This is a genomic window from uncultured Ellagibacter sp. (assembly GCF_934617235.1).
Classification (GTDB): Bacteria; Actinomycetota; Coriobacteriia; order Coriobacteriales; family Eggerthellaceae; genus Ellagibacter.
On the sequence record NZ_CAKTTZ010000044.1, the window covers coordinates 1 to 19,673 of the forward strand.

Sequence of the window (19,673 nt, forward strand, 5' to 3'; positions counted from 1 at the left end):
GGGTTTACGGCGAGGTTGTCGACTTCACGAAGACGCTGGACAACCCTGGGGCGAACTTCAGCTGGACCTGGACAAGCGGCGATTCCAACGTGCTCGCGGTTGTCGGCCAGTCCGACTCGGATAGCAACTCGACCGTGACGTTCAAGGCAAACGGGGAGGGGCAAGCGCGTATTGATGTGACGTACTTGTCCGATACCGTCGGAGGGACAACTCAGTCGGTGTCGCCCGATGATGCTGGCGCGGTCGTCAGCGGCAACGTCGTCAAGCGGCCCCTCGAGCCCCAGCCCAGCAGCGCGAGGATCACGGTTGGCGATCCGCTTCCTGACATTGCGGTGACCTATCTCGATTTCGTTCGCAACGGCAAGGTGTACTCGGCATTTGCTGACGGTGATTCGGCGGATGAGGTGCTCGAAAATGCCTATGACTACCAGCTGATCGATGCTGACGGCAACGTGGTGAGTGCCGAAGAGGCGTGCAACAAGGCAGGAGCCTACCGAATCGTCCCGATTGCCAAGCTCAAGGTGGAAGAGAACAACTGGGGCAGCAAGTACGAGATTATTGGGGGAGCCGAAGGTGCGCTCGAGGTGTTCTACCCGCCTGCGCCCGTGTTCACTGACGTTGACTACGCCTCCTGGTACGCGCCCAGCGTCGACTTCGTCGCGAGCCGCGGCCTCATGAAGGGCTACGAGGGCACGACGATCTTCGGCGTGGGCAACGCGCTCACCCGCGGCGAGCTCGCCACGATCCTCTGGCGCAACGCCTGCCCGGGCGAGGCGGCCTCCTACGACCCCGCGACTGCGAAGAACACGATCGATATCATCGGCTCCGCCGACGGCATGTTCTACACTGCGGCCGCCAACTGGGCATATGCTGAGGGCGCGATCACCGGCATCGAGCGCCCGGGCGGCACGCTCGACTTCGCGGCGGAGGAGCCCGTGACCTTCGAGCAGCTGGTCACGATCTTGGGGCGCCTCGGCGCCGCGCCCGGCGAGCTCGAGGCGGCCGGCTCCGACCTGTCCGCCTTCGTCGACGGCGCCGACGCGAGCGAGTGGTCGGCTGGCTACCTCAAGTGGGCTGTCGACAAGGGGCTTGTCGAGGGATACGACGAGCCCGCAGGCAAGCGCCTCGCCCCCGGCGAGAATGCAGCCCGCGAGCGCGCGGCCACCGTGCTCATGCGTGCCTTCGACCTGGGCATTCTGAAGTAAGCTTCCGCACTGCGAAGGGCGTGCCCTGCGCTTATGACGCGCAAGGCACGCCTGTCCGCATTGACGTTAGAACCGAGGCGGACCCTGCGTTTCCGCGCAAGGGCCCGCCTTTTTTGCGGTTCGGGCGAGACGAACCACCCGACCCCTGTCTCACTCGGGCGAGATGAATCGACCGACCCTTGCCTTGCCCGCCGCCGCCGCAGAGTTTGGGACTTCATCCCGAAAACTGCTCCGTCGTGGACAAAAAATGGCGATATGTGAGGAGTTGCAGGCGGCATACTTCATGTTGAAATTTCTGACTTGGGGAAACATCCGCGACGAGTCCGCCGATTACTTCCCCCGCCTCCGAACGGCTCACATATCGCCCATTTTTGTCCACGACTTCGAGAATTTGGGAAAGAAGCCCTCGAGGGGGCAAATTCGCTCCGCGAGCCCGAGGGCCTTCCCGTGAGATATCTCCACGCGTCAAATATCTCCCCAAATTCGAGAATAATGTGGAGTAAAATTGAATCGACATGAACGTTACTTATACACCTGTAAATAAGTGTGAAAACAAGTCGACCCCCATAAGCCTACACGCCGCTCTTCTCGTGAAGGGGGCGCTCTGCGCTTGCATTCGAATGGGCTCAAATTTACTATAAACTGCTGACGCAAAGTGACGAATTGCCGCGCTCAAGCGGTTTCGAACTGGGATATTCCCAGTTTTGGAAAGGAAATAAGAACGTGAAAACACGTGTAACCGAGCTTTTGGGCATCGAGGTGCCTATCATTCAGGGCGCCATGGCGCGCATTGCCGATGCAAGCCTCGCGGGCGCAGTCAGCGAGGCGGGCGGCCTCGGCATCATCGCCTGCGGGGGAGCGCCGCTTGACTGGGTGCGTGACCAGGTGGAAGCCGCGCGCAAGATCACGTCGAAGCCGCTTGGCGCGAACGTTATGCTCATGGACCCCAACGCCGCCGAGCTCGCGAAGTTGCTCGTCGACCTGGAGATAGACGTGGTCACCACGGGTGCCGGCAGCCCCGCGAACTACATGGAAATGTGGAAGGCCGCGGGCATCAAAGTCATTCCCGTCGTCGCCTCGACCGCCCTTGCGGTTCGTATGGAGCGCCTTGGCGCCGACGCGGTTGTGGCGGAAGGCACCGAATCGGGCGGCCACGTGGGCGAACTTACCACGATGGCGCTTCTGCCGTCGGTGACCGATGCGGTTTCCATCCCCGTTATCGGGGCAGGTGGCATCGCCGATGGCCGTGGTATCGCCGCCGTATTCGCTCTTGGTGCCGAAGGCGTGCAGATGGGTACGCGCTTCCTCACGGTGGATGAGTGCACCGTGGCTGACGCATACAAGGAGAAAATCCTCGCAGCGAAGGATTCCGACACGATCGTCACTGGCCGTGGATCGGGACACCCGGTGCGCTGCCTCAAGAACAAGTTCTCCCGCTCGGTGAAAAAGCTCGAAGGCGACCTCGCGAAGAACGGCGATGAGCTCGAGCGCATGTATGTGGGCTCGCTGCGTCGTGCCGTCGAGGGCGATGTCGATAATGGCACTATCATGTCCGGCCAGATAGCGGCAGTGGTCAACGAGCGCAAGAGCGCGAAAGAGGTTATCGCCGAGCTTATGAGCGAAGCGGAGGCGCTTGGCGGATGCACGCTCCAACAGATGGCCGACGCAAACGCCGTCCGTCGCCGTTTGGGCCTGTAAGCGCGAGAAGAAGGTATCGATCGCATGAACCCTGTTTTCCTGTTCTCTGGCCAAGGGTCGCAAAAGCCTGGCATGGGCGCCGACTTGATGGATGTCCCCGAGGTGGCTGCTTCTTTCGAGTGCGCTTCAGACGTGCTCGGCTACGACCTCGCCGATTTGGTGGCCACGGCGTCCCCTGAAAAGCTCAACGACACACGCTACGCCCAGCCTGCGCTGTGCGTGCTCTCTGTCGGTATTGCCCGCGCCCTCATGGCTCGCGACGTCGAGCCGGCCGCTGTGCTCGGATTCTCGCTTGGCCAGGTATCCGCGCTCGCCGTGTCCGGCATGCTCTCCGAGGAGGACACCTATCGTTTCGTGAAGGTGCGCGCTGAATACATGGCGGAGGCATCGAGCGCCCATGCGGGTGCCATGAGCGCGCTCCTCAAGGCTGACGAAGACGCCGTCCGTGCCGTGTGCGACTCGTGCGCTCAGGGTGATGTGCTCGTTCCTGCGAACTACAACAGCCCTGGTCAAATTGTCATTTCGGGCGCGCCCGACGCAGTTGCCCGCGCGGAAGAGGCATGGGCAGCTGATGGTAAGCGTTTCGCGCGCCTCGCCACATCGGGCGCCTTCCACAGCTCGCTTATGGCAGATGCGGCCGCAAAGCTCGCCGATTACCTGGCGGGCGTCACATTCAGCGAGCCTTCCGTGCCGCTTATCTGCAACGTCGATGCGGCGCCACTTTCCGCTGCCACTGCGCGCGAGCATCTCGCAGATCATCTCACGCATCCGGTGCGCTTCCGGCAAAGCGTCGAGGCCCTCGAGGCGCAGGGCAACACGACGTTTTGGGAGGTCGGCTTCGGCGGCGTGCTTGAGAATCTCGTCAAGCGAATCGATCGCAAGGCGGTGCGCACGTGCGTGCAGGATCGCGCGAGCTTCGACGCAGCGCTTGCGTCGCTCGCGGGCGATGCGAGCTAGAACAACTCCTCGTCAACGAATCGGGAAGTGAGGAAACCCCATGACTGAACAGGCTAAACCCGAGCGCAAGGGAGCGCTCGTCACCGGATCGGGCCGCGGCATCGGGCGCGCGATTGCCCTTTCGCTCGCCGAGGCGGGCATGAACGTATGCGTCAACTGCTCAAGCGAGAGAAGTCTTCCCGCAGCGCAGGAGCTCGCCGCGGAGATTTCCGCCACCTACGGTGTGAAGTCGCTCGCTCTCGTGGCGAACGTTGCCTCCGCAGAAGAGGCGCAAACGCTCGTGGAGTCCGCGCATGCCGCCTTCGGCCGTCTCGACGTGCTCGTGAACAACGCGGGCATCACGCGCGACGGCCTTGTGGCGCGCATGAAGGAAGAGGACTTCGACGCGGTCATCGACGTGAACCTGAAGGGCACGTTTAACTGTTGCAAGGCGGCGACGAAGATCATGATGAAGCAGCGTTCGGGCCGCATCGTCAACATCTCGAGCGTCGTGGGCGTGGCGGGCAATGCCGGCCAGGCGAACTACGCGGCATCGAAGGCGGGCGTGATCGGCATCACGAAGTCGCTCTCGCGTGAGCTTGCGCCGCGCAACGTCACGGTGAACGCTGTGGCCCCTGGGTTTATCGAGACCGACATGACCGACGCGCTTTCCGACAAGCAGCGCGAGGCGATTTCCTCGCGAATCGCGTGCGGGCGCCTCGGCAAGCCCGAAGACGTGGCTAATTTGGTGAAATTCCTGGCCAGCGACGAGGCAGGCTACATTACAGGTCAGGTTATCTGCATTGACGGAGGTATGGCACTATGAGCGAGGCAACCGTGAATACTAAGCGACCTGACGGGTCGAATCGCGTCGTCATCACCGGCATGGGCGCGATTACGCCTGCGGGCGTCGGCGTGGAGGCGCTTTGGAAGGCGGTCATGGGCCGCGAGTGCTGCATCCACCCGATCGAGCGCTTCGACACGACCGAATACGAGGTGCACAACGCCGGCGAGATCACCGGCTTCGACGCTACCGAGCATGGCCTCACGAAGAAGGAGGCGCGCCGTTTCGAGCGCTTCGTGCAGTACGCCATTGTCGCTGCTGACGAGGCGGTCGCGCAGGCGGGCCTTTCCATGGAAGACGAGGACGCTTCGCGCGTGTCTGTCGTCTTCGGCAGCGGCATCGGCGGCATCGACGAGCTCGAGAGCGGCTTTAAAACGCTGTTCGAGAAGGGCCCTAAGCGTGTGAGCCCGCTGTTCGTGCCTACGATGATCGGCAACATCGCCGCAGGTAACCTTGCAATTCGCTACGGCATGAAGGGCGAGTGCATCAACGTTGTCACCGCTTGCGCGACGGGTGCCCACTGCATCGGCCAGGCGGTGCGCGACATCCGTCACGGTTACACCGATGTGGCGCTTGCCGGCGGCGCGGAGGAAAGCGTGAACCCCATTTGCGTCGCGGGATTCTCGAACCTCGGCGCTCTTTCGCGCGAGGAAGATCCTACGCGCGCTTCTCGCCCCTTCGACCTCAACCGCGAAGGCTTCGTCGCTGCAGAAGGCGCGGGCGCGGTGATTTTGGAGTCGCTCGAGCATGCTCTGGCGCGCGGCGCGAAGCCCTTAGCGGAAATCACCGGCTTCGGATCGACTGGCGACGCCTATCACATGACCGCCCCCGATCCCGAGGGCGAAGGCGTCGTGCGTGCGATGCGCATCGCGCTCGAGGAAGGCGGGTTCACCCCCGCTGACCTGGGACATTTCAATGCGCATGGCACGGGCACTCACGCCAACGAGCTCACTGAGTCCAAAGCGCTGCGCGAGCTGTGCGGCGAAGAGGCGGGCATGAAGGTCCCCGTGTGCTCGGTCAAGGGCACGACGGGCCATACGCTCGGCGCGGCAGGTGCGGTCGAAGCGATCGTCTGCGCGCTTTCCGTCGCGAACGATTGCGTGCCGCCGACGGCTGGCTTCGAAACGCCCGATCCCGAGGCTCCCGCGAACGTGCTCACCGAGCCGCTTGAGAACTACAAACAGAAGGTGGCGCTGTCGAACTCGCTCGGCTTCGGTGGCCACAACGCGTGCCTCGCGATTTCGCCGTACGAGGATGCGACGGACTAAACGCGCTCGCTAAGAGAGCGACGCTTTGCGTCCCGACGGTGCGGGTGCGCGCTTCGGTGCTCTTCGCGTACCTTGTACGTAAAAGCCCCGCGCTCGCTGCGCCCGCCGGAGTCCGTTGGTACTATCGTCCTAATGACCTGCGGGTTTACGAGCTCGTATGCAGCAGTTCGGCGAGCATGCAGATTGTGCGTCGCGCATATGCGGCTGCGGGCTTAAGACGCGCGGTTGCAAGAGAGGAAGGCTCTTCTTGATGGATATTCAGTTTCCCTGCGGTCGCGAGGACATCGAGCGGGTGCTCCCGCATCGCGACCCCTTTGTGTGGATGACGCGCGTGGTGGAATGCACGCCGGGTGAGTCGATTGTGGCTGAACTCGACGTCGATCCCGACCTGCCGCTGTTTCGCGGCCACTTCCCGACGCATCCGGTGCTGCCGGGTGTCATCATCATGGAGGCGCTTGCCCAGGCCGCATCGTTTTGCGCGCTCGTCGACCGCGCGGACGAGGGCGTGCTCGGTTTCTTCGCGGGCATCGACAAGGCGAAGTTCCGCAACCAGGTGCTGCCGGGCGACGTGCTCACGCTTACGGCAACCATCGTGAAATCGTCGAGCCGCATGGTCGTGGCCGATGTCGAGGCGCGCGTCGGAGACACGGTTTGCGCCACGGCCACGCAGAAGTACGTGCTCGCAAAATCCGGCGAATAATTCGTTTACCAGGATTACCAGGGATAATAAGCAGTCAAAGAGGGTTGGCATGAAGATTGCAAAGCAAGGGTATGTGAGCTTCGACGCGGACGGGTCGTTCGCCCCCGAAGCTTCGGTGCCGAAACAGGCGCAGGCCGAGGCGCCCGAGGCGGGCGTGGCGTATCGCCTTTCGCGCATCGCTGAGGAGGCGGCAGCCGAGGGCGTGCTCGCCCCCAATGCCGTCGATGCGGCGGACTCATCGGGATACAACGTCGTTCCCTCGGGCGACGCGAGCGCATACTCCCTGGTCGATGGCAACGGCGCCAAGGACGCTCGTCCCCGCGTGCTGCTCATGTCGCGCGGCCGCATGGCCAGGCAATACGTGCAAGCTGCGACGGACGCTGGCTTCTCGGTGTGGCTGCCCTACACCACCGACAAGCGCTTCGAGCCGTACTTGCGCCAGGCAGCGGGAACGGTGTGTCTGGGCGAGAAGTACTCCGAAGCCCTGTTCTGCAACGCCCATGCCGTGCTCGACGCCGCCGCAGAATGCGGTGCGAGTACGGTGCTCTTGTGCGACGAGTCGCAGCCGCTCGGCGAGGTCGATGGCTTCCTTTCGCGTGCTATCTCGCGCGGCGTGAACGTCTTTCGCCCGCTGAAAAACGACACTCCGGCGCTCGGCTGGGTGCTGTGCACCACGGAGAAGGCGGCGCCCGCGGTCGATAAATGGCGCGCCTGCCCCCATTGCGGCTTGAAGTTCGCCGAGGAAAGCCTCGCCGCCTCGCACTACGTGTGCCCGACGTGCGGTGGCTATTTCCGCATGACCTCAGACGAGCGCATCGCCGACCTGCTCGACTCCGGCAGTTTCGAGGAGTGGGATGCCCACATGCCCGAGCCCGATCCACTCGAGTTCCCCGGTTACACCGAAAAGCTCTCGGCTCTTCGCGAGAAAACGGGTCTTGACGAGGGAATACGCACGGGCGCGGGAAGCATTGCCGGTATCCGCACGGCGTTCGCGGTTATGGAGTCCACCTTCCTTATGGGGTCGATGGGCACTGCTGTCGGAGAGAAGATGGCGCGCCTCGTGCGTCGTGCTGCCGACGAGGGGCTGCCTGTTGTCGCCTTCACCGCTTCGGGCGGCGCGCGCATGCAGGAGGGGCTTGCCTCGCTCATGCAGATGGCGAAGGTGTCCTGCGCGCTTTCCCGCCTGGCGGAGCGCGGCTTGCCCTACATCTCGGTCATCACCGACCCGACGACGGGCGGCGTCACCGCATCGTTTGCCATGCAAGGCGACATCATCCTCGCGGAGCCCCATGCGCTCATCGGCTTCGCGGGCCAGCGTGTGATCCGCGACACCATTAAGCAAGAGCTTCCCAAGGGCTTCCAAACCGCTGAATTCGCGCTCTCGCATGGGCTTATCGATGCTGTCGTATCGCGCTGCGACCTGCGTGCGACGCTTGCTCAGCTGCTTGCGCTGCATTACGCGACGCGCGCGCAGGGCGAGCCTGTTGCAGGCGAGGAGCGCATGATCGTCACGTATGATTCGGTCATGTCGAACCTTGAGCACGGCACTGACACCTATAATAAGGTTACTTACGGTTTGCTCCCCGTCGACGAGGAGCTGCTGCGCGACGATGGGGAAGACAACTCGTTCTCCGCATCGCTTGCCGAGACCGTGTTCGGATGGTTCGGCGGCAAGGCGAAGCAGATCGAGCGCGAGGCGGATCGCCGTCGTGTCGTTGCTGACGCTCATGCCGAGGGCTTCTCGGAGGGGAAGGCTGCTGCGTGCGCGCCCACTGCGGGTGCTCCCGCCGCCGTGCCTGTCGCCGAGGCCGATGGACAAAGCTCCTCGGGCGCTCAAACCTCGAGCGCTTGGGAAAGCGTGCAGCTTGCGCGCAACGTGCATAGGCCCACGTCACGCTACTATATCGACCATATCGTCGACGGGTTCATCGAGCTTCACGGCGATCGCGGATTCGGCGATGACGGCGCGATCGTCGCGGGCGTCGGCTGGATCGGCAACCAGGCGGTCACGGTGATTGCCGAGGAAAAGGGCGTCGACCTGAAAGATCGTATCAAGCGCAATTTTGGCTGCCCTCAGCCTGAGGGGTATCGCAAGAGCCTGCGCCTCATGCGCGAGGCCGAGAAGTTCGGGCGCCCCATCGTGTGCTTCGTCGACACGCAGGGTGCATTCTGCGGCATGGAGGCAGAGGAGCGCGGGCAGGGCAACGCCATTGCGGACAACCTGCTCGCCATGGCGGGAATGAAGGTGCCTATCGTAAGCGTGCTTCTCGGCGAGGGCGGATCGGGCGGTGCGCTCGCGCTTGCCGTGGCGAACCGCGTAGCCATGCAGGAACATGCGGTGTACTCCGTGTTGTCACCCGAGGGCTTCGCGTCCATCTTGTGGAAGGACCGCACTCGCGCGCCCGAGGCTGCTGCCGTCATGAAGATGAGCGCAGCCGAGGCGCACGAGATGGGCATTGTGGACGACGTACTTTCCGAAGGTCCCGCTCCTGCGCATGAAAACCCCGATGCGGCGGTCGACGTGGTGCGCGACTATGTGCGCTGCGAGCTCGCCGAGCTTTCAAGTGTTTCCGCCGATGACCTGGTAGAACAACGCCGCGCCCGCTTCGAGGCGTTCTAGTTAATTGCTTTGTGCTGAGCGCAGCTTTTGCCTGTGGGGGGAGTCGGGAAAGAGCTGCGCTCTCTGACAAATTGCAGTGCGCAGGGTAGATTGAAAGCTTAGGTCCCGCGCTTTTCTCGCTAATTCCATTCCGCGATGTTGATCATTCTGCTGACTCGCCACTCGAGTGACGCCTTGATAAAGGGGAGCCTTGCCGTGAGCGCTTCGTTTTTTGCCAGGATGCTAAGGGCCTCTTCGACAAAACCGTCGAGTTTTCTAGCATCGAGCCAGGTCATATCTTGAACAAGGAGCATCTGCTTTGCGGGACTCGCATAAAACTGCTTGCTTTCAAAACTGTGCTCACCGGCGGCAAGCTGCGAAGTTGGGACATCGCACCAAAGAGACGAGCCAGAGTCAAATATTGGCGCAGGGCGGCATTCGAGAGACTCCACGTTCCTGATGAGTCCGAAATTGCGATGATGCCGGTCATGGTTGGCGATAATGTCGTCGCACACGATCATGCGGTCGAGCGAGCTTGCCGCAGCGTGGACTCCAAGCGCCTCGCAGCACGCGAGATAGTGCTCGTAATCATTTAAGCGGGCATCTCGTTCGAGATGGCGTTCCACGTAAAGGGCGGGAATGAACTCCTCCTCGTCGGTTAGAAAGATCGTACAGCGGCTCAACGCAGTCGCTCCCTCTCCCTCGATACCGTATGGGACGTAGTCGCCGCGTTTGAGGAGACGCCTATGCAGCGCGGTCGCTACCACTTCATTGTATGGTTCCTGACCATATTGCGTGCCTCCTTTCAGAAGGAGTCGCTTTCCGTTGCGGCAAACCCAACGCTTTTCCAGATTCCCATCTGAGGTGTTGTCCGGTTTCGCTACAGCAGTTTTGCCATCAGCGGCATACTCTTCCGTGATGAGGGACACCTGGTTGAAGTCGTTGTTGAAAAAATTGACGTCTTCCCACGCAAGGGTCGAACTGTTCGGGCGAATCCAATATTGATCGGATAGGGAAAGCCCCAGATTTCGTTGGATGAGCTCTTGGGGGAGGTCAGCCCCCGCTTCTTCTAGTAGAGCATCCAGCCGATGTCTCGTTTGGGGAATTCCCCTTCCTCGCCACCAGGAATTGAAGTCGGCGAGCATGTTTCCCGCACTATCGAAAAGACCGATTGGCGAGTGCGTCTTATCGATTTCGGGGTTTATATAGGTGAACTCTTTGCGCCGACTGTCATAAATGACCTGCACGATCTCATGCCCTCTGTTCATGAGTGTGAATTCGGTTTCGCTTTTTCCCCGGCCTCGCGCCGGTCGGCCGCCTTTTTTGCTGACGGTGGCGATTCTCTCTTTGATGGAATCTTCGCTGATGAGCCAAACACCCGACACCTTTTGCGCTGCGATGGCGCCATCGCGGACGAGCGCCTGAACCCTTCGATCGCTCACACCGAGAAGCTGCGCGGCTTGATGCGTCGTAAGCATGTACGCCTCCTTGTTCGGCAGTTCGGTTGCGCAGACATTGTAACAAAACTATTCGGAAAAACGAACGGTTATCAAGCGAACCCCGAAAGAAAAACCCTTCGTTCTAGCGAATGATTTTCTTGCTTCCAATCTCCTCGATCGCCGCGCGAACGACGGGGTCGTCCAGCTTGTCGATCAGCTTGCGGTAGATGCGCTCGCGAATCCACGGCTCGGTTGAAAGAGCGACGGCGTCTTCGGTGGGCACCCATTTCACACCGCTGTTCTCATCAGGCTTTATGCGGATGGGCTCGTCGGGGGAGGCCACAGCGAGATACGTCACGTTCAAATGCAGATGCGATCCGACGTACTTCCCACGTTTCTCGTGTCCGTCGACCGTGAGCACCTCAAGCGAGTAGATGTTTCCCGCGGGAAGCGGCACTAAGCGCGCATGCGACACGCCCGTCTCTTCCTGAAGCTCGCGCAGGGCGACGGCTGCAAGGTCGCGCTCGCCGTCGGCGTGACCCCCGATCCACGACCACGAGCCGTAGATGTTGTGAAATACGAGCAGCGTCTGCGTGCAATCAGGACTTACGACCCAGACGGAGCACGCCATATGCGCGAGCGCCTCGCGGGAAAACGCGTTCTCGCGCGTGCCGAGCACTGAAAGTATCACTTGCTTGTCGACTTCTTCCTGCTCGTTTTCCGGCTTGTACGCCGCGATGTTTTCCTCTATGGCCATGTTGCCTCCCTCATCCGTTCGCTTGATTGTACCGCCCCACGCTGTCTTCGCGCGCCTGACTTTCCCGCCCGCAAGCTCGCCACGCACGTCCGCCCGCGCCCTCGCCCTCGCCCGCGCTCGCGCCCGCCGCTCCGTTCGTGCGCTCGTCTTCGCAAGCGGCGGGGACAATTGTCTGCGCTTGCATCGCCGTGCTACACTAGCGGTTACGAAAAAAGGAGACATGTGATTTCGGAACATGAAATAGCCGCTAATTGCAATTCGCGTACATTTGCCCGCGCCGAGAAGATAGCCGCGAGCGATCGCAATATCTTGACGAAGCGCGTGCGCTACGAGGTGGGGGAGACGGTGCTGTCTGCCCAGGTCGCAAGCTCAAGTGGGTGGGACGATCACTATCGGTCATCGGTCTATCTGTCGCCTGACGAGAAGACCATCGAGGACTGGTCGTGCACCTGCCCTGCGGTTGTCGAGTACGACGGGCTGTGCAAGCATTGCGCCGCGCTCGCGCTCTCCTTTTCACGCGCGCCGGAGAAATTCATGGGCTTCACCCCGAAGCGCCGCGTGACGACATCGCCCTGCATCACCGAACTCATGCGCCGCGGCGAGCAAGCCGTCGACGACAGCGACATGGAAGGCTCGATCGACCTCGAATGCACGCTCACGTACGGTTATCGGCTGTGGTCGGCGAGCTTCAAGGTGGCAAGTCCCACATCGTCCTACGTTATGAAGAGCATCTCCGACTTCGTGGCGCGCATGCGTACGGGCGAGCGCTATTCCTACGGGAAAAAGCTCGCGTTCACGCATGCCCCTGCGCTTCTCACTGAGCGCGGTCGTCGTGTGGCGGAATTCCTTGACCGCGCCGTCTCCCTGCGCGAGCGAAGTGCGACGGCAGTTCACTGGGGTGTTGCGCTGACCCCCGATGTCGGGCGCGATATCAACCTTTCGCAGGCGGAAGTGGTCGAACTGCTCGATGCACTTGACGGGGGGTCGTTCACCATTCGCGGTACCGACATCGGCACGCGCACGGTCACCGAGGCGCGCATCGTGCACGCTGACCCCGAAATCAAGGTATCGCTTGAGAAATCCACCGAGGACGGTTACTGCATCAAGCGAGGCACCGATGTTGTGCTCGCTGCGCAGGGCCGCCGCATGTACGCCTGGATGGGCGACGTCGTGTATCGCTGCTCACCGGAGTTCTCGCGTTGCGCCGACTTCCTGCGCATGGTATACGAAGGTTCCGAAGTGCGTCTTTTCATTTCGAAGGAGGACATGCCGCTCTTCTGTTCGGCTGTGTTGCCCCAGGTGGAGAAGACATTGCACATGAATGTGCCTCCCGAGGTGGAGCGCTTTCGCCCCGTGCCCGGCGAGATTTCCTTCTACTTCGACAAGGTGCGCGCGGGCGTGCGCGTGGAGGCGGTGGCGACCTATGGCGACTTTCGCTACGTCTTGGCCGGCGAGGAGGCCCATCTCGTTGATGCGTCTGGCCCTGCGTCCATAAGCGGGCCCGTTCGCCGTGCCCGCGCCGCGTCTGCTGCGCGCGGAATCGTCGTCGAAAGCAAAACTGAACGCGCCGAAGAGCTGGGGCCCTTGCGTGACGCGCGTCTCGAAGCGCGTGCAACGACGCTTATCGAGCGCTACTTCGGCTTGGGCGACCCGATTATCCCGAATGCCGACGACGACGCGGTGGGTAACCTGCTTTTCGGCGGCATGCCCGAGTTCCGCGCGCTCGGCGAGGTCTTCACCACGCCCGCTTTTGACCGCCTCATCCGCGACGGCAAGCCGCGCATCTCCATGGGGGTGTCGCTTGCGGGCAATCTGATCGATCTCACGGTGAGTGCGGGCGATTTGGAATCCGACGAGCTTGCCGCGCTGCTGTCGAGCTATCGCAAGCGCAAGCATTACCACAAGCTCAAGGGCGGCGCGTACCTCTCGCTCGAGGATTTGGACTTGGCCGAGCTCGACCGCATCGCGTCTGACCTGGGAATCTCTCTAAAGGAACTTGCGAGCGGCAAGGTCGAGCTGCCGAGTTACCGCGCGTTTTACCTCGACGAGGAGAAAGACCTCGACCGCGATCGCTCCTTTAAGAGCTACGTGGACAACTTCCGCTCGGTCGATGAGCAAAGCTACACGCCGCCTAAGCAGCTTTCAAGTGTGCTGCGCCCCTATCAGGAGGAAGGCTTCCGCTGGCTTTCCGCGCGCTGTGATGCGGGTTTCGGTGGCATTCTTGCTGATGAAATGGGCCTTGGCAAGTCGCTTCAGCTGATTTCGCTTCTGCTCGCCCGTCGCGATAAGGCGCGGGGTGTGGGGCCGAGCCTTATCGTGTGCCCGGCGTCGCTTGTGTACAACTGGCTGCAGGAATTCGCCCGCTTCGCGCCTGAGCTCACGGTTCGCGCTGTGGCAGGGCCGAAGGCCGACCGGCGCCGCATCAGGGCGCTCTCGCTTCCCGCGCCCGACGGTTCTGCCGCGAGCGACCCGTGCGACGTGCTCGTGACATCGTATGACCTGCTTCGCATCGATATTCACGATTGGGTGGGGGAGCGCTTCTTCCTGTGCGCGCTTGACGAGGCGCAATACGTGAAGAACCCTGCGGCCCTCGTCACGCGTGCGGTGAAGCGCATCGAGGCGGAGCATCGCTTCGCGCTCACGGGCACCCCGATGGAGAACCGCCTCTCGGAGCTTTGGAGCATCTTCGATTTCTTGATGCCGGGGCTGCTTGGCCCCTACGCGCGTTTCCGCGAGCGTTTCGAGCTGCCGATTGTCGGCGGCGACGAGGACACTGCGCGCAGGTTGCAGGCGCTCGTGGGTCCGTTTATGCTGCGCCGCCTGAAAACGCAGGTGCTCTCTGACTTGCCCGAGAAGCTCGAAAGCGTGGTGTACGCGCCCATGATTGGCGAGCAATTGAAGCTGTATTCCGCCCATGAACAGCGTCTTCGTGAAGAGCTCACGCACCAGAAGAATGATAAGGCAGCTAAGAATGGCGGGCGCAAGAGCGGCATGTCGGATGCGGAGTTCAACAAGAGCAAGGTGCAGATTTTAGCCGAGCTCACCCGCCTGCGCCAGCTGTGCTGCGACCCGAGATTGCTCTACGAGAACTACAAGGGGCCCGCGGCGAAGCTCGACGCGATTTGCGATTTGGTGGACTCCGCGATGGGCGGCGGCGAGAAAGCACTCGTGTTCTCCCAGTTCACAAGCTTCTTATCGCTTATTGCCGACAGGCTCGATGCGGCTGGTGTGCGCTACTTCACGATCACGGGCGCAACGCCTAAGGAGGAGCGGCTCGAACTGGTGAACCGCTTCAATGCCGACGACACGCCCGTGTTTCTGATTTCGCTCAAGGCGGGCGGCACGGGACTCAACCTCACGGGCGCGTCGGTCGTCATCCACGCCGATCCCTGGTGGAATGCTGCGGCGCAGGATCAGGCGACCGACCGCGCGCACCGTATCGGGCAGACGCATGTGGTGAGCGTCGAGCGCGTGATCGCGAAAGGTACGATCGAGGAGCGCATCCTCGCACTTCAGGAGGCGAAAAGCGACTTGGCCGACCAGGTCGTCGGCGCGTCCGGCGTGTCGCTCGCCTCGCTTTCCCGCGACGACTTGGTCGACCTTTTGGGCCCCATCGAGTAGAAGTGGCGAGGGGGCGCTGGCCCTGCTTGCCGGTCGGCGGAGCTCGTGCCAGCCTCGATCGACCGGCTAGAACCGCTTGGCGGGCGAGTCTGGCGGGCTGACTTCGGTTCGTTGGTCTTTCTCGATAAATGGTCTTCGGATTGTCGCTTCGACTTGATGGCGTCCGCCTTCGTCAGCCCTCGATGTTCGACAGGCAGCGGAAGTCGGCGGTTTCGTCGATTACGGGGATGCTTGCATCGCGGAACGCGGCGGCTGCGATACCCCATCCGGGAATCAGGGTTCCCGAGAACGTGCCGTCATAGACTTTCCCCGATCCGCAAGAGGGGCTTTTCGCCTTGAGAATCGCCAGCTCGCAGCCCGCTTCCTTCGCGCGCGCGAGCTCGATTTGCGCGCCGCGGGCGTAAGCGGCTGTGCGATCGGCTCCGTTCGAGTCAACGATTGCCCAAGAATGCCAGCCTGTTATGCTTGCTTCGCTGCCGTGCGACGCTGAGTCGCCCTGCCCATGTTCCGCCCCGTCCGAGCATTCCTTCTCCTCACGATTGATTGCGCTTGAGAGAGGGCTCGGCATGCTGCCGTCAGTACGTTCCTCGCCGCCATCCATCCATGGCGCGCGCACTATCTCGCATGGTGTGCGCGGCGTGGAGAGGCCGCCCGCCACTTCGGGGCAGATGGGGACAAGCTCGTGTCCGCCCGCAGCAAGCTCCTGCACGCGCGCGCAGGGCTTCGAGCGCCCGTCATAACGGCACGCCTCGCCCAAAAGACATGCGCTCACAGCGATTTTCATGCAAATCTCCCTATGTGCATAAACGTGAGGCGGCGAGCCGGATAACCCTCGGAGGACCCGAGAAACTCAAGAGACCCCAAGAGACCCCAAGAGACCCCAAGAGACCCGCCGTCGCGGCCCCAAGGCTCTGGGACCCTGAGGGGCCCCAGACTCGTCGAGGGTTCCTGGAACCCCAAGGGACCAAGCGCCCAAGACCCCAAGAACCCCCCACTTCTTCATGAAGCCAAGTATATCCCCTTCAACCGCCTGTCCGTCGCGCTCTTTACGCGTTAACGGGGAAGAGCTTGCCGCTCACCATGACATACACGTTTCCGTCCGTCGCGAAGTGTGAAGGAATCGCATAGGCGAATGTGCAGGTCACATGGCTATTTGCGGGTGCTGTATAAAGTGTGCCCACGTAATCGTCGGCTCGCGATGGCGCCGCTACCTCTTCGACGAGTTCGTAGGATGTGCGCGAGATGCGAGACACGCTGCCCTCATCGCTGATTACCACGAGGGTAGCAAGGTTTTCGCATCCGCCGACGAAGTCTTCGTCGGCGCCGCCGGTGTTCTCGACGTCGACCGTGATTGTTGCGAAGGTGAACCCGTCCGTGGCAAGTGTTCCGTCGTCGTTGAACGTTATACCAAAGCGTTGCTTGAGCCATTTGTCGGCATAAGACGAATCGCCTCCAAACCCGCACAAGTAAGCGAACTCGCTCTTTGCTCGGCCGAGCGGCGGTTCGTTTCCGAACACGACGGTCGGTGCATGGACGACAACAGAGTCGCAGTCGATAAGGGACACATCCGGGTTGCCGTACTTGTCACTTGACATGGCGATTTTTTGCGCCGCAACTGCATCGTTGGGGTCCATGATTACCAGGTCGTTCGTGTTCACCTCTATGGGTTCAGTCTCGTCGACCAAGCTGACATCTTCATCGACGCTGTTCGGCATCAACGTTCTCGCGAACTCGTTGGCTGTTTCGTCGCTGCTGGGGAAGGGGTCGCTGGTGGTGGAAACAATCTCGCCATATACCGATGCGAGCGAGTAGGTCCCGTCGGCGTTTTCGACAGGGGTGACAGCATGCGTTTTGACCAGGTCCGCGTCGACGATGCGGCTTGTGATTTCGGAGGTCATATCGAAGTAAGTTGAGTTGTCGGTATAGCGAGGTTCTACGCGGAACATCGCTTCATGTAGCGTGATGACTTGGGTTGATGTGCTTCCGTCTTCGAAAGTGGCCGTTACGGTGAGTGCGGCGCCGTCGAAAAGCGATAAGGGGTCACTTTCAGCATCTGGGTTGAACAGGCCGAAGCACGTCGCGCCATCTGCGATGCCGGGTGCGTCTGCAAGTGCGAGGTCGATTACCGATCCGTAACGCTTTAACAGGGCTGCTTGGATTTCCTGGTTGCTTCGCGGCTCCTCGCCGTTCAGGTCTCTGCCTTCCTCGGCGTCCCATTTTACGACGATTACCGAGTCGCAGCTCGAAAGTGTACCGTCGAGTCCGCGAAAACGATCGTCCCAATTGACGGCGCGATTGAAGGCGACTGGGTCGCTGGTCTGGGAAATCGTCGTGACGTCTTGCCGGTACAGCTCACCTGAGGATACGTTCGCCTGCACGCGGGCAATGCCCTCGCCTTCCACGGTGAACGTGCATCCGGTGAAGTACCCTTCGGCTTCGCCAGTTTGCGTCCATTGGGAGTGCGTGCGGTCGAAGACAATCTGCCCGTCTTCGGTAGGGAAGATAGTCCCGCCATCGCTCGCCCAGGCGCGAACGGTGAAGCCGTGAGCAGCTGCCTGTGTTGCTGACTGCGGCGAAGGGATGGCTCCTCCCGCTGCCACGACAGCGTATCCGACGCCACCGACGATTAGCGCTCCCGCCACGAAGCAGGCGGCAATTGCATACGGCTTGCGGAATCGTGTCTTGCGTCCCGAGTGCGCGGTCTGCTCCTTCGCGCGGGCGAGCGTCGCGGCGACGAGCTCCTCGCTGGGCTCTATGCTTTTCATGAGTTCGGCATAGCGGGTGAAAAAGTCGTGTTCGTTCATTGCGTGTCCTCCAGTTCGATGCGCAGTGCTTTGCGGGCACGATGTAGGTGGGAGCGTACGGTGGCGGGTGCGTCTCCGATGATTCCGGCGATCTCGGTTGTTGAGTATCCCTCGTAGTAGAACAGGTGCACCACGGCTCGTTGTTTCGGCGACAGCGCCGCAAGTGCACGTTCGAGCATTACGTCCTGCGCTGCCGTTCCGCTTTCCGATTCAAATTGCTGCAGCGAGTCTGACGCTGCCTTAGCTTCTGCAGCGGGGCTTTCGAGCGGTTCAGCCAAACGATTTTCTCGCTGCCGCAGGATGTCATTCGAACAGTTGATTGCCACGCGAATGAGCCATGCCTTTTCGTGATCGGTGTCGGTGAAGGTGCCGCTGTGAAGGTGTCGCTTCAGGAATGTGTTTTGGAACACATCGCTTGCGTCGTGCGCGTTGCCGCAATATGCGAACGCAATGCGGTAGACCATGGAACCCCAAGCCTCGATCGTCTGCTCAAGGGTATGGTTCACTGTCCTTTTCAATCGTCTCCTTCCCTTGCTTCTTTGATGATAGCCGCATAGGGAGCCACGGCTTTAAATTGTTTCGCTTACGACCGGTCTCACCTCTAACACGTTTCGAGCCAGTAATATGTTGCATGGGGAGAGAATCTTGCTTGAACTCTCCATATCTCCCGTATTCCCCAAAGGCTACAATGGAGGGCGACACAAAACGGCGCCTGAGCGAGGCGCCCTGTAGAAAGGCAGAGCATGTTCGACGGAATGAAGTCCCCTGGCCGCAACGACGAGTGCTGGTGCGGCAGCGGGAAGAAATACAAGAAGTGCCACCTCAACCTGGACGAGCGTTTGCAGGAGCTCTACGAGCAGGGCGAAGAGGTGCCCCATCGCTCGCTTCTGAAGACCGCCGCCGACATCGAGGGCATCAAGAAGTCGGCCGCCATCAACATCGGCGTGCTCGATTACGTGGCCGAGCACATCAAGGCGGGCGTGAACACCGCCGAGATCGACAAGTGGATCTACGACTACACCGTCGAGCACGGCGGCACGCCGGCCGACCTCAACTTCGAGGGGTATCCCAACAGCGTGTGCACGTCCATCAACGAAGTCGTCTGCCACGGCATCCCCTCCGAGGGCGACGTGCTCAAAGAGGGCGATATCGTGAACGTGGACTGCTCCACGATCCTCGACGGCTACTTCTCCGACTCCTCGCGCATGTTCATGATCGGCGAGGTCGACGAGGAGAAGCAGAAGCTCGTGCGCGTCACGAAGGAGGCGCTCGAGGCGGGCTTGGCCGCGGTGAAGCCGTGGGGGCACTTGGGCGATGTGGGAGCTGCGGTCTCCGCGCACGCGCATGCGAACGGCTTCTCGGTCGTCGAGGAGTTCGGCGGCCACGGCATCGGCCTCGAGTTCCACGAGGACCCGTTCGTGAGCCACGTCGCCGAAGCGGGAACGGGCCCGGTGCTCGTGCCGGGCATGTGTTTCACCATCGAGCCGATGATCAACGCGGGCGAGCACGATATCGACATGTCCGACCCCAACGGCTGGACTATCCGCACAGCGGACGGCAAGCCTTCGGCGCAGTGGGAAGTGCAGCTTGTGGTGACCGACGACGGCTACGAGCTTCTGTCGTGGTAAAACGCCAGGTGGCAACCGTTATTTTGTGAAAGGCAAAATATTTAGAAATTTATCTTGCACTGCAGGTTGTTTTGCCCTAATATATCAACTTGCGCCACGGTGGGTGTGGCCTAGTTGGTTAGGGCGCCAGATTGTGGCTCTGGAGGTCGAGGGTTCGAATCCCTTCACCCACCC

General features: G+C 61.5%; 14 protein-coding genes and 1 tRNA gene. 10 read left to right on the forward strand and 5 right to left on the reverse strand.

The features are described from left to right. The 7 genes from Q0G85_RS08390 to Q0G85_RS08420 all read left to right on the forward strand — a co-directional run. A partial coding sequence (locus tag Q0G85_RS08390) for an S-layer homology domain-containing protein (RefSeq protein ID WP_297156652.1) occupies positions 1-1,205 on the forward strand: 1,205 nt, incomplete at its 5' end. Between the two features lie 687 nt (positions 1,206-1,892). Next, the gene (locus tag Q0G85_RS08395) at positions 1,893-2,903 is read left to right on the forward strand and encodes a nitronate monooxygenase (RefSeq protein ID WP_297156691.1); all 1,011 of its coding nucleotides are present in this window, start codon (positions 1,893-1,895) and stop codon (positions 2,901-2,903) included. Between the two features lie 24 nt (positions 2,904-2,927). Next, positions 2,928-3,860, forward strand: a complete 933-nt coding sequence (fabD, locus tag Q0G85_RS08400) for an ACP S-malonyltransferase (protein WP_297156655.1) — start codon at positions 2,928-2,930, stop codon at positions 3,858-3,860. 40 nt (positions 3,861-3,900) lie between these two features. Then, a complete protein-coding gene (fabG, locus tag Q0G85_RS08405; RefSeq protein ID WP_297156658.1) occupies positions 3,901-4,665 on the forward strand; it encodes a 3-oxoacyl-[acyl-carrier-protein] reductase in 765 nt (254 codons plus the stop codon). After that, on the forward strand, positions 4,662-5,951 hold the full coding sequence (gene fabF, locus Q0G85_RS08410; protein WP_297156661.1) for a beta-ketoacyl-ACP synthase II: 1,290 nt from the start codon (positions 4,662-4,664) through the stop codon (positions 5,949-5,951). The genes fabG and fabF overlap by 4 nt, the downstream gene beginning before the upstream one ends. Positions 5,952-6,201: 250 nt before the next feature. Further along, positions 6,202-6,651 (forward strand): 3-hydroxyacyl-ACP dehydratase FabZ, encoded by a 450-nt coding sequence (fabZ, locus tag Q0G85_RS08415; RefSeq protein ID WP_297156664.1) that lies wholly within the window; start codon positions 6,202-6,204, stop codon positions 6,649-6,651. A 49-nt stretch (positions 6,652-6,700) separates the two neighbouring features. Beyond that, positions 6,701-9,271: an acetyl-CoA carboxylase carboxyltransferase subunit alpha gene (locus Q0G85_RS08420; RefSeq protein WP_297156667.1), complete on the forward strand. Its 2,571-nt coding sequence runs from the start codon at positions 6,701-6,703 to the stop codon at positions 9,269-9,271. A gap of 119 nt (positions 9,272-9,390) precedes the next feature. On the opposite strand, the gene Q0G85_RS08425 is transcribed toward Q0G85_RS08420, so the two are convergent. Together Q0G85_RS08425 and Q0G85_RS08430 are read right to left on the reverse strand one after the other, a co-directional pair. Beyond that, complete coding sequence (locus Q0G85_RS08425; protein ID WP_297156669.1) at positions 9,391-10,728, reverse strand: helix-turn-helix domain-containing protein; 1,338 nt, start codon at positions 10,726-10,728, stop codon at positions 9,391-9,393. A gap of 103 nt (positions 10,729-10,831) precedes the next feature. Beyond that, positions 10,832-11,446, reverse strand: a complete 615-nt coding sequence (locus tag Q0G85_RS08430; protein WP_297156672.1) for an NUDIX hydrolase — start codon at positions 11,444-11,446, stop codon at positions 10,832-10,834. Between the two features lie 222 nt (positions 11,447-11,668). Between Q0G85_RS08430 and Q0G85_RS08435 the strand changes: the two genes are divergently transcribed. After that, positions 11,669-15,067 (forward strand): SNF2 helicase associated domain-containing protein, encoded by a 3,399-nt coding sequence (locus tag Q0G85_RS08435; protein ID WP_297156675.1) that lies wholly within the window; start codon positions 11,669-11,671, stop codon positions 15,065-15,067. A 172-nt stretch (positions 15,068-15,239) separates the two neighbouring features. On the opposite strand, the gene Q0G85_RS08440 is transcribed toward Q0G85_RS08435, so the two are convergent. The 3 genes from Q0G85_RS08440 to Q0G85_RS08450 all read right to left on the reverse strand — a co-directional run bounded on the left by Q0G85_RS08440 (position 15,240) and on the right by Q0G85_RS08450 (position 18,377). Then, a complete protein-coding gene (locus Q0G85_RS08440; RefSeq protein ID WP_297156679.1) occupies positions 15,240-15,851 on the reverse strand; it encodes a DUF523 domain-containing protein in 612 nt (203 codons plus the stop codon). 262 nt (positions 15,852-16,113) lie between these two features. Further along, the gene (locus Q0G85_RS08445; protein ID WP_297156682.1) at positions 16,114-17,871 is read right to left on the reverse strand and encodes a hypothetical protein; all 1,758 of its coding nucleotides are present in this window, start codon (positions 17,869-17,871) and stop codon (positions 16,114-16,116) included. Beyond that, positions 17,868-18,377: an RNA polymerase sigma factor gene (locus Q0G85_RS08450; protein ID WP_297156685.1), complete on the reverse strand. Its 510-nt coding sequence runs from the start codon at positions 18,375-18,377 to the stop codon at positions 17,868-17,870. Before Q0G85_RS08450 ends, Q0G85_RS08445 begins: the two co-directional genes overlap by 4 nt. Before the next feature lie 237 nt (positions 18,378-18,614). On the opposite strand from Q0G85_RS08450, the gene Q0G85_RS08455 reads away from it, so the two are divergent. Together Q0G85_RS08455 and Q0G85_RS08460 are read left to right on the forward strand one after the other, a co-directional pair. Continuing rightward, positions 18,615-19,499: a methionyl aminopeptidase gene (locus Q0G85_RS08455; protein WP_297156688.1), complete on the forward strand. Its 885-nt coding sequence runs from the start codon at positions 18,615-18,617 to the stop codon at positions 19,497-19,499. 99 nt (positions 19,500-19,598) lie between these two features. Continuing rightward, positions 19,599-19,672: transfer RNA gene (locus tag Q0G85_RS08460), tRNA-His, on the forward strand. The last annotated feature ends 1 nt before the right edge of the window (position 19,673 follow it).